Source organism: Lysobacter sp. 1R34A (genome assembly GCF_051217035.1).
Classification (GTDB): domain Bacteria; phylum Pseudomonadota; class Gammaproteobacteria; order Xanthomonadales; family Xanthomonadaceae; genus Lysobacter.
In genome coordinates, this window is record NZ_JBPKJP010000048.1 from 20,602 (window position 1) to 30,905 (window position 10,304).

Genomic DNA, 10,304 nt, shown 5'->3' on the forward strand with positions numbered 1-10,304 from the left:
GAGCGGGATTCGATCATCGTGTGGTTCATTTCGTTTCTCGCGTGGAGGGTCACAGGGCGTCGTCGTCGAGTTCGCCGGTGCGGATGCGCACCGTGTTCTCGACCGGCAGGACGATGATTTTTCCGTCGCCGACCTTGCCGGTGCGGGCGGCGTTCTGGATCGATTCCAGGGCCGCGTCGAGCAGACTGTCGGGGACGGCGCACTCGATCTTGAGTTTGGGCAGGAAATCGACGACGTACTCGGCGCCGCGGTACAGCTCGGTGTGGCCCTTCTGGCGTCCGAAGCCTTTGACTTCGGTGACGGTGATGCCCGACACGCCGACTTCGGTCAGCGCTTCGCGCACCTCGTCGAGCTTGAACGGGCGGATGATGGCAATGATCAGTTTCATCTCGCGGCTCCGTGGTGGTTCGTGTGCGGTCGTGCGCCGGGCGTGCTCAGAACGCCTTGGTCACGGTCAGGGTGAAAGCGTCGTCGGCGAGGAAGTTGCCGTGGGCGTTGGTGTAGTAAGCCTCTTCGGCATCGGTGCCGCTGTAGGCGGCCGCGACCGAGAAACCGCTGTCGAAGCTCTTGGTCACGCCCACTTTCCAGTCGGCGTACTCGAAATCCTTGTTGTGCTCGATCCACTGCTTGCCGCCGTGTACGTTGAGCGTCCAGCTCGGCTGGAAGGTCCAGTTGAGGTTGGCGTCGAGGTAGCCGCTGCCGTCGGAATCGGCATAGCCGAACAGGTCGGTCACGGCATGGGAGTACTTGAGCCCGACCGACACGGTCTGAGACGGCGCCAGGGTGCCGCCGAGGTAGATCTCGGTAGTGTCGGGGCTGTTGAAGCCGCTCGGGTAGTCGCCGGGGTAGTAATAGGTCAGCACGCCGACGTCGTAGGAGAACAGCTCGCCGGCCTTGCCGCGGTAGCCCACGTAGCCGTCGAGTTCGAGGCTGTTGGAGATGTCGTCGCCGATCACGACGGTGTCGGACAGCCAACTGACGTTGCTGCCCCAGGCGCCGGCGTAGAAACCGCTGTCGTGCGCGTATTCGATGCCCCCCTGCAAGGCGGGGTTCTGGTTGGTCTGCGACACCCCACGGAACAGGTAGTCGCTGGTCAGGCTCACCGAGCCCGAGGTTCCGGCGTGTGCAGTCGTGGCCGCGAGTGCGGCGAACGCGAGCGCGGTGGCAAGCGCGGCTTGGACTCGTGTGGTCTTGGCTCGTGCGGTCTTGGATCGCGCGTACTTGGCTCGCGCGGTCTTGCCGGTGGCGCCGGCGCTTTCGGTTTTGCTATCTAACGACATGACGCAGGCTCCTCATAAGCGGTGGCCCCTCCCCGGTCATTGCTTCGTTGCGTTCCGGCCGCGTCGACGCCTTCGTCGTGCTCGGGCCGGAGATGGACGCGCGGTCGGACTCTGCGGTCCGCGCCTGCGTCGAATGGCTGTCCTCCTGTGGTGGGTCGGGTCCGCGGCGGCGCGCGTCGATCGGTCGCGGCTCGATGGCTGCGTACTCGTCGTGCTGTGTGCGATGCCGCGGTCGAGGGTTTCGGTGGTAAGGGGCTTTGCGTTTCGTGTCCTGCGTTTGTTGCGGCAAGCCGCTCCCGCGACGTCGGCCATGGCCGATATCGGACGGATGGAGGCGAGTGGCGTCGCCCGGGTGGGTGCTCTTCCCTGAAAGCGACACGGCCCGGAGCGTTAGCCCCGGGCCGTGTGCTGGTTTACTGCATCTCGCGCATCGCCTGCGCGCGCCGCCGCGCGTCATCCCGCCGCGCCGCATCGAAGCGGCGCGGGCGATCGGGATAACGCTTGGCTGGCGCGAGGATGGATGCGTTCATGGCGATCAGACGGCGTAATACATCTGGTATTCGAGCGGGCGAGCCGGGCGCTTTCCGGAATGCGTTGAAGCGCATTCCGGCCCGGTGAGCGCCCGGTCCGCAAGGACCGGGCCGGACACCTGCCGATCCGAAGACCCGATGTACATATGCGGCAATCTCCTTAGACGGCGTAGTACATCTGGTATTCGAGCGGGTGAGTCGCAGCGCGGAACTTGGTCACTTCCTGCATCTTCAGCGCGATGTAGCTGTCGATGAAGTCGTCGGTGAACACACCGCCGGCCTTGAGGAAGTCGCGGTCCTTGTCGAGCGCTTCGAGCGCCTGGTCGAGCGAGTGGCACACGGTCGGAATGCCCTTCTCCTCTTCCGGCGGCAGGTCGTAGAGGTCCTTGTCGCTCGGCGCGCCCGGGTCGATCTGGTTCTTGATGCCGTCCAGGCCGGCCATCATCAGCGCGGCGAAGGTCAGGTAGCCCGACTGGATCGGGTCGGGGAAGCGCATCTCGATGCGGCGCGCCTTCGGGTTGGCGACGTAGGGAATGCGGCAGCTGGCCGAGCGGTTGCGGGCCGAATAGGCCAGCATCACCGGCGCTTCATAGCCCGGCACCAGGCGCTTGTAGCTGTTGGTGCCCGAGTTGGTGAAGGCGTTGATCGCGCGCGCGTGCTTGAACACGCCACCGATGTACCACAGCGCCATCTGCGACAGGCCGCCGTAGCCGTCGCCGCTGAACAGGTTGACGCCGCCCTTGGCGAAGGACTGGTGCACGTGCATGCCGCTGCCGTTGTCGCCGACGATCGGCTTGGGCATGAAGGTCGCGGTCTTGCCGTTGCGGTGGGCGACGTTCTTGATGATGTACTTCATCGTCAACAGCTCGTCGGCCTTGGCTACCAGCGAGTTGAACTTGGTGCCGATCTCGCACTGGCCGGCGTTGGCGACTTCGTGGTGGTGCACTTCGACTTCGATGCCGACCTGCTCGAGGGTCTTGCACATCTCGGCGCGGATGTCGTGCAGCGAGTCGAGCGGGGCGACCGGGAAGTAACCGCCCTTCACGCCCGGACGGTAGCCGCTGTTGCCGCCTTCGTATTCCTTGCCCGAGTTCCAGGCGGCTTCTTCCGAATCGATGTGGAAGAAGGTGTGGCCCATCTCATTGGCGTAACGGACCGAGTCGAAGATGAAGAACTCGGGTTCCGGACCGAAGAAGGCCTGGTCGGCGACGCCGCTGGACTTCAGGTAGGCCTCGGCGCGCTTGGCGACGCCGCGCGGATCGCGCGAGTAGGCCTGCATGGTCGCCGGGTCGAGGATGTCGCAGGTCAGCACGACGGTCGGATCGGCGGTGAACGGGTCCAGGAACGCGGTCGAAGGATCCGGCAGCAGGATCATGTCCGACTCGTTGATGCCCTTCCAGCCGCTGATCGAGGAGCCGTCGAACATTTTGCCGTCTTCGAACAGCGAAGGCTCGACGATCGACTTCGGGAAGGTCACGTGGTGCTGCACGCCACGCATGTCGGTGAAACGCAGGTCGACGAATTCGACCTTGTGATCCTTGATGAGCTTTTCGACCTGTTCGAGAGACATGTTCGTTCCGGGAAAGGGGAGTCGGGAGTAAGAGTCGTGCAACGCGAGGGCATTGACGCCGCCTGCCTGACAGGGAAGCAAGCGTCGTGCCAACTTTCAACTCCCTCTAAGCCCATGAAATAAAAAAGAATCGTGGATCTGTCGCGATCGGGACGCACCATATGAAGGCGCGAAACCGGGCATTCGCACCAAGTTAGTGCAACACGCTTTCCGTTATTCTGGCGCGCCGCCGCGAACCCCCGATCGCGGCGGCGCGCTCCGCCTCTCCGCCCCCGACCAAGACCCCCGCCCCTAATGACCGACCTGCTCGCCGCCCTGCTCCTCGGCATCATCGAAGGCATCACCGAATTCCTGCCGATCTCCAGCACCGGACATCTGCTGATCGCGCAACACTGGCTCGGACACCGCTCCGACCTGTTCAACATCTCGATCCAGGCCGGCGCGATCCTCGCCGTGGTGGTCATCTACTGGCGCCGGCTGTGGACGCTCGCGACCGGCTTCGCCGAGCGCGACAACCGCGACTACCTGTACAAGCTCGCCGTCGCCTTCGGAGTGACCGCGGTGCTCGGCATCGCGGTCAAGAAGGCCGGCTTCAGCCTGCCCGACCAGGTCCTGCCGATCGCCTGGGCGCTGGTGCTCGGCGGCGTATGGATGATCGCGGCCGAGCATTTCGCCGCCAAGCGCGCCGCCGCGCTCGGCGAACGCAGCGAGATCACCTGGACCGTCGCGACCCTGGTCGGCATCGCCCAGGTCGTCGCCGGCGTGTTCCCGGGCACCTCGCGTTCGGGTGCGACGATCTTCATCGCCCTGCTAGCCGGCACCACCAGCCGCGCCGCGGCGACCGAGTTCACCTTCCTGGTCGGCATCCCGACGATGTTCGCGGCCAGCGGCTACGAGCTGCTCGGCGTGCTCGGCACCCCGGCCGCCGCCAACGAAGACTGGAACGCGCTCGGGGTAGCCTTCGTCGCATCGGCCGTGACCGCCTTCATCGCGGTAAAGTGGCTGTTGCGCTATATCCAGACCCACCGTTTCACCGCGTTCGCGATCTACCGCTTCGTGTTCGGCGCAGCGCTGTTGCTGCTGATGCCGTCCGGCAGTTGAATGAGATCGCCCAGCTGACCGCACCGCCTCACCGGCAGGAGCCGCCGCCATGAACGAAGCCGATCGCGCCGCCGAACAGGAATTGCTCGACTACGCCCAGTTGTCCGGGCCCGAGCGCTACGCCGCCTTCGTCGCGGCGGTCGCGCGCACCGGGCAGCTGTGGGTCGCCGAATCCGGCGAGTTCGTGCTGACCCTGTTCGACGACGACGGCCAGGAGCTGTTGCCGGTGTGGCCTTCGACCGGTACCGCGCGCGCCGCCCTGGCGGCCGCGCCGAACCTCAAGGGCTATGCGCCGGTGCTGCGCGAGCTGGAAGCCTGGCGCGCGAAGGCCGCGCCGGCGCTGACCGAAGCCGGCCTCGGCGTCGGCGTGTTTCCGAACACGACGATGCAGTGCGCGGTAGTCACCCCGGCGGAACTGCTGGGGCATATCGACGCCGTGCTCGCCGACGAAAGCGAGCAAGAAGACGACAGCGACGGCGGCCTCGACCTGGAGCGCGCCCAGCGCGAGCTGGCGCAGAAGTTCGCCAAACCCAAAGGCTGAACCCCGAACCGCGCGCCGGCGCGTTCGACTGGGACGCCTATCGCTGATCGACAAGGAGTGTCGCGCCATGAATCGATTGTTCTGCCTCGCATTGGCGGCCGCATTGCTGACGACGATCTCGCTGGGCTCGGTGGCCGCCAGCCGGCAGTCCGCGCCGGCTTACTCGCTGCCTCAGACCCAGGCCGGTTTGCTGCGCGCCTTCGACTGGTACCCGTTGGAGGCCACCGACGCGTGGGGCCGCCGCGTCGGCGCGCTGCGCGGAGCGCGTCATCGTGGTTTGCATGCGCGCTACCAAGACGGCGTATTCGAATTGAAAGGAGCCTGCAACACGGTCGGCGGCCGCTACAAGCTGGATGGCAAACGACTGCTGCGCGACGACCAGGGCGCAATCCAGACCACCGCCGGTTGCAGGCGCGACGCCGCGATGGACACCGCCTTCTTCCGCCTGGCCACCGTCAACACGCAATTCGCGATCGTCGCCGAGGGCGACACGCACAAGCTGCTGATCACCCACGACGACGGCGCACGCATCAGCCTGGTCGGCGTGCCGACCGCGCAGACGCGCTACGGCAGCCCCGGCACCCCACTCGAATTGGAGATCGACGACGAGCGCCGCTGTCCGCCGCCGTCGAGGCGTCGCGAGCGCTGCCTGCATGTGCGGCAGGTTCGCAGCGAAGGGGCGAACCGCATTCCGGTCGGCGACTGGCACTGGCAGCGCGACCCGATCGAAGGCTATCGCCATGAAGCCTGCTTCCGCTCGACCTTGCGGGTGCGGCGCTTCGACATCGTCGATGCGCACGGCGTGCCCGGCGTGGTTTACGTCAAGGAGTATCGCGACGCCCAGGCCCGCATCCAACCCGAGACCCCGGCTTGCGCGTCGGTCGATCCACGCGGCGATTGACGATCGCATCCGCCTTGCGGCCCAACCGGTTCGCTTCTCGTCCCCGCCTTTGGTCGGTGGCGACCGGCTACCGCTGCAAGTTCTGCTCGCCACCGCCGCCGGCGGCCGCGCGCTGCCGGCGCCCCTGGATGCCGGAGCCGGGCGAGGCGCACAGCAGCGCGGGTGGACCGTCGCTCAATGACCGGCCTGCCCGACCCGCGGCTGAACGCGGCCAACCCCATGGCCCGCGCGCGGCCGTTGATCCTGTCTTCGCAGCCAACATTGGATCATCCCGCCCCATGACTATCACCCGCCCCCTCGTTTTGTCCGCCGCCGCGCTGTCGCTCGCCCTGCTCGCCGCCTGCGCCGCGCCTTCCCACAGCACCGGCAACGGCGACACCGCCAAGCCCACCCAGGACAGCGCCGCGCCGGCCGATGCCGCGCCGGCGACTTCCGCCATCGACCTGGGCGGCTACAAGTGGAAACTCGACTCGGCCACCGACAGCGCCGGCAAGCCGATCGCCGCGCTGCAGCGCGAGGGCAAGTACGGCCTGCAGCTGAGTTTCGTCAAGGACCGCCTCGGCGTGTCGGGCGGCTGCAACCATGTCGGCGCGATGTACGCGCTCAAGGGCGACCGCATCGAGGTCAAGCAGTTCCAGACCACCTTGATGGCCTGCCAGGACCAGCGCCTGATGCAGATGGACAGCGAGATCGCCAGGCAGCTCGAAGGCAACGCGAAATTCGCCATCGAAGGCCAGGCGCCGCAGCCGCGCCTGCTGTTGACGACCGCTTCGGGTAGCAAGCTGAGCCTCAGTGGCGAACCGACCGCGGAAACCCGCTACGGCAGCGCAGGCACCACGATGTTCTTCGAAGTCGACGCGCAGCGCCGCACCTGCCCGCATCCGCTGATGCCCAAGCACCAGTGCCTGTGGGTGCGCGAGCGCAGCTACGACGCCAACGGCGTCTCGCAGGCGCCGGGCGAGTGGCAGTTCCTGTACCAGGACATCGAGGGCTACAAGCACGAAGCCGGCGTGCGCAACGTCGTGCGGGTCAAGAAGTTCGACATCAAGAACCCGCCGGCCGACGCCTCGTCGGTGGCCTACGTGCTCGACATGGTGGTCGAGAGCGAACTGGTGCCGCCGCCGAAGTCGTAAGCGCTGTCGCGGACGCGCTGGGTTCAGCGCGTCCGCACCACCAGGGTCTTCGGCAGGCGGTCGTGCCAGCCGGCCGGGCGGCGGCTGTCCGAGAACAGCACCGAGAACGGCTCGAGCGGGATCAGGCGCGCGAAGGTGCGCCCGATCACCTGACCCCAACCCGGCGGTCGCCCCTGTTCGTCGACCACGCGGGTGCCGGTGATGAGCTTGCCGACGGTGACGCCGAACATGCCTTCGAGCGGGATGTAGTAGGCCAACATCAAGCCGATGCCGATGGCGTAGTCGCGCAGGAGGTTCGGTTCGTCCATCGCGGCCAGCGCGCCTTCCCCGCCGAACAAGGCGAACGCGAAGGCGATCACGAAGCCGATCGCATAGCAGGCGACGAAATCGATGAGGTAGTTGAAGAAGCGCCGGAGGAAGCTCGCCGCCTCCAACTTCGCCATGCGCTCGTCCAACTGCACCGCGGTCTGCGGTGCGTGATACGGGTTGTCGTCCATGTCGATCGTGCTCCCCTGTCGGTCCCGAAGCGGAATCCCTCGGCGGACTCTAGGGCAACCGACAGCGCGCCCGCAATCGCGGTGCGCGCTCGCAACGGCGAGGCCGTGCGCCGCCGTCGATCAGCCGGCAACCGCCGGATTCAGCGCATACGTCGCATAGGTCGTGGCCTGGCCGAGCACATGGCCCTGCATCGCGTACAGCACTTCGCCGGCGGTGAAGCGCGGACCGACCTCGAGACGCTCGACGTCGAGGGCGAAGACGCGGAAGAAATAGCGGTGCAGGCGCAGGTCGTTCGGCGGCGGAAAGGCGCCGTCGTAGCCGTACCAGTCGCCGGCCATGTCCGGATTGGCGGCGAACCAGCCGGTGTAGTCGTTGATGCCCTGGCGCGATCCGGCCGGACCGGCCGGGTTTTGCTTGCCGTGCGCGGTCACGCCGTCGCTGCAGCTGCCCGCGGCGATCTCGGTGACGGCGGCAGGGATATCGATCATCGCCCAGTGGAAGAAATCGCCGCGCACCTGATCGACCGGGATCTGCACGTCGTCGCGGTCGACCATCTCCGGCACGGTCGGTGCGTCCGGGTCGATGCACAGCAAGGCGAACGAACGGGTGCCCGCCGGCACGCCGTCCCAGGCCAGGTGCGGATTGCGGTTGGCGGCGAAGCCGACCCCGTCGGCGGTGGCCTGGCCGGCGGCGAATTCGGCCGGCAGGCGCCGGCCGTGCTCGAAACTGTTGCTGTGGATACGCATGTCGGGCTCCTGGAGCGACGGCGCGGCGGGCGCGCCGTCGGTGCGTGGATAGGCGGCTCAGTTTTCCGGATAACCCAGGCGGCGCGCGACCGGCTTGAGCAGGGCGAAGGCCTCGCCGAGCGGGCCGGTGTACTGGCGCCAGCGACCGGGCGCCAGGCGCGCGCCGCCGAGCGACAGATCGTTCGGCAGCGACACCTGGATGCGCAAGGTGTCGGCGACCGCCTGGGCGAGCGCGCCCGGGTCGTCGAGGATCTCGTCGAGCTTGACCAGGTTGTGCGGGAACAGATCGTGCTCGTGCAGGTCGGCGACCTGGTCCAGGGTCTGGGCCAGCCAGCGCGCGCCGGCCTCGGGCGTTTCCAGCGCGTACGGCGTGGTGCTGCCGAAGGCCAGCCAGTCGAGCAGCATGTCGCGCGGGTCGCGCACCGCGATCAGCATCATCGCCTGCGGCAGATACGGACGCAGCGCGCGCAACAGGGCGTTGTCCCACCACAGCAGCCAGTCGAACACCGGGCCCTCGGCGGCGCCGCGCGCCGGCAAGGCGGCGCGGTACATCTTGACCAGGAAGGCCGGGTCGAGAGTGCCGGCGAGTAATTCTTCGACCGTGCCGTAGCGCTGCAGCGGATCGGTCGGCGGCTGTTCGCCGTAGCGATCGACCAGCAGCGGCGCGCCGACCGCGGTCAGCATCTGGGCGAAGCGTTCGACCCGCGAACCCGGCGCGCCCCACAGCAGCAGCACGCCCTGGGCGCCGTCGGCGATCGGCGCCAACGCCGGCCATTCGGCGCCGTTGCGGCGGCTGATGGTATTGCGCGGCAGGCGCTGGTCGACGACCTCGGCGTGCAGTTCGGCCCAGGTCGCGGCGGCGGCCTCGGGCTGGCCGGCCAGGTCGAAGGCGCGGCCGAGCAACTGGCGCAGTTCGCGCTTGACCAGCGGATCCGGCGCCAGGCTGATCAGGCGTTCGATGCGTTCGGCGGCGGCGTCCGGATCGGTCTCGGCCAGGCCCTGGACGATGCGCATTTCGGCGCGCACGTCGCCCGGGTGCAGCTCGACGATCCGATGGGCGATGGCCTCGGCCTCGGCGTGTTCGCCGACCTGATCGTGCACCGCCGCGCGCGCCTCCAGCGCGCCGAGGTGCCCAGGCATGGCCTGCTGCCAGCGTTCGATGACCTCGACCGCGCCGGCTTCGGCGAACGGTTCCAGGGCCAGGCGCGCGCGCCACAGGTTGGGCAGGTCGGCGTGGGTGGCGAGCGCGGACTCGAGCGTGCGGCGCGCATCGTCGATGTCGTCGAGGCGGCGCCAGGCTTCCATGATCGCGTTGAGCGTGCGCGGGTCGTCGGGAACGATGGCCAGCGCCGAACGCAGCGCCGGCAGCGCGCGCTCCGGACGGCCGGCGTCGAGTTCCAGCTCGCCGAGCCAACGCTGCACGCCGAAGCCGGCGTCTTCGCGCCCGGCCACCGCGGCGACCCGGTCGGCGGCTTCGCCGAAGCGCTGCTGGCGGCGCATCAGGTCGGCGATCATCAACTGCAGGGTGGGCTGATCGGGGTGACGCTCGGCGAGGGTCAGGAAGGCCTGCTCGGCGAAGGCCAGATGGCCCTTGGCGAGGTAGGCGAAAGCCAGCGCGTGCACGATCTGGGCGTCGTCCGGCGCCAGCGAGGCGGCGTGGCTGAGTACCGCCAGGGCGCGGTCGGTGTCGCCGCGGCGCAGCGCCAGCGACCCTTCGACGGCGGCGACCTGCGGGTGGCCCGGGGCGATGCGCGAGGCGGTGCGGCCGAGCCGCTCGGCTTCGTCGAGGTCGCCGCGTGCGATCGCGAGATGGGCTTTGACGATGTAGGCCGGAAACTGATTGGGGTCGAGCCCGATCGCGGTGGCGAGCGCGGCCTGGGCCTCGTCGAGCTGGCGGCCGTCGAGCAGCGCGCCGGCGCGTTCCAGGTGCAGCTGGGCGTCCTCGGGGGTCAGGCCCAGCGCGCGGTCGAGCGCGGCGACGGCGCCCTCGCGGTCGCCGCTCAG

At 68.2% G+C, this 10,304-nt stretch carries 10 protein-coding genes; 4 read left to right on the forward strand and 6 right to left on the reverse strand.

Annotated features, from left to right (window positions below):
- Window positions 1-49: 49 nt before the first annotated feature.
- The 3 genes from ACSAMQ_RS12315 to glnA form a co-directional block, all read right to left on the reverse strand.
- On the reverse strand, window positions 50-388 hold the full coding sequence (locus tag ACSAMQ_RS12315; protein WP_031373127.1) for a P-II family nitrogen regulator: 339 nt from the start codon (window positions 386-388) through the stop codon (window positions 50-52).
- Between the two features lie 46 nt (window positions 389-434).
- Window positions 435-1,280, reverse strand: a complete 846-nt coding sequence (locus ACSAMQ_RS12320; RefSeq protein WP_435395915.1) for a TorF family putative porin — start codon at window positions 1,278-1,280, stop codon at window positions 435-437.
- 690 nt (window positions 1,281-1,970) lie between these two features.
- Entirely contained in the window at window positions 1,971-3,380 is a 1,410-nt protein-coding gene (gene glnA, locus ACSAMQ_RS12325) for a type I glutamate--ammonia ligase (protein WP_435395916.1), read from the reverse strand.
- Window positions 3,381-3,674: 294 nt separating this feature from the next.
- Between glnA and ACSAMQ_RS12330 the strand changes: the two genes are divergently transcribed.
- The 4 genes from ACSAMQ_RS12330 (at window position 3,675) to ACSAMQ_RS12345 (ending at window position 7,056) form a co-directional block, all read left to right on the forward strand.
- A complete protein-coding gene (locus ACSAMQ_RS12330) occupies window positions 3,675-4,481 on the forward strand; it encodes an undecaprenyl-diphosphate phosphatase (protein ID WP_435395917.1) in 807 nt (268 codons plus the stop codon).
- Between the two features lie 49 nt (window positions 4,482-4,530).
- The gene (locus ACSAMQ_RS12335) at window positions 4,531-5,022 is read left to right on the forward strand and encodes a DUF2750 domain-containing protein (RefSeq protein ID WP_435395918.1); all 492 of its coding nucleotides are present in this window, start codon (window positions 4,531-4,533) and stop codon (window positions 5,020-5,022) included.
- A gap of 67 nt (window positions 5,023-5,089) precedes the next feature.
- The gene (locus tag ACSAMQ_RS12340) at window positions 5,090-5,923 is read left to right on the forward strand and encodes a hypothetical protein (RefSeq protein WP_435395919.1); all 834 of its coding nucleotides are present in this window, start codon (window positions 5,090-5,092) and stop codon (window positions 5,921-5,923) included.
- A 278-nt stretch (window positions 5,924-6,201) separates the two neighbouring features.
- Window positions 6,202-7,056: a DUF4377 domain-containing protein gene (locus ACSAMQ_RS12345; RefSeq protein WP_435395920.1), complete on the forward strand. Its 855-nt coding sequence runs from the start codon at window positions 6,202-6,204 to the stop codon at window positions 7,054-7,056.
- A 23-nt stretch (window positions 7,057-7,079) separates the two neighbouring features.
- Here ACSAMQ_RS12345 and ACSAMQ_RS12350 read toward each other — a convergent pair whose 3' ends face one another.
- The 3 genes from ACSAMQ_RS12350 to ACSAMQ_RS12360 form a co-directional block, all read right to left on the reverse strand.
- Window positions 7,080-7,553, reverse strand: coding sequence for an RDD family protein (locus ACSAMQ_RS12350; protein ID WP_435395921.1), 474 nt, complete (start codon window positions 7,551-7,553; stop codon window positions 7,080-7,082).
- 120 nt (window positions 7,554-7,673) lie between these two features.
- On the reverse strand, window positions 7,674-8,300 hold the full coding sequence (locus ACSAMQ_RS12355) for a YbhB/YbcL family Raf kinase inhibitor-like protein (RefSeq protein WP_435395922.1): 627 nt from the start codon (window positions 8,298-8,300) through the stop codon (window positions 7,674-7,676).
- A gap of 57 nt (window positions 8,301-8,357) precedes the next feature.
- Window positions 8,358-10,304 (reverse strand): tetratricopeptide repeat protein (locus tag ACSAMQ_RS12360; protein ID WP_435395923.1); only part of this gene is annotated, 1,947 nt, incomplete at its 5' end.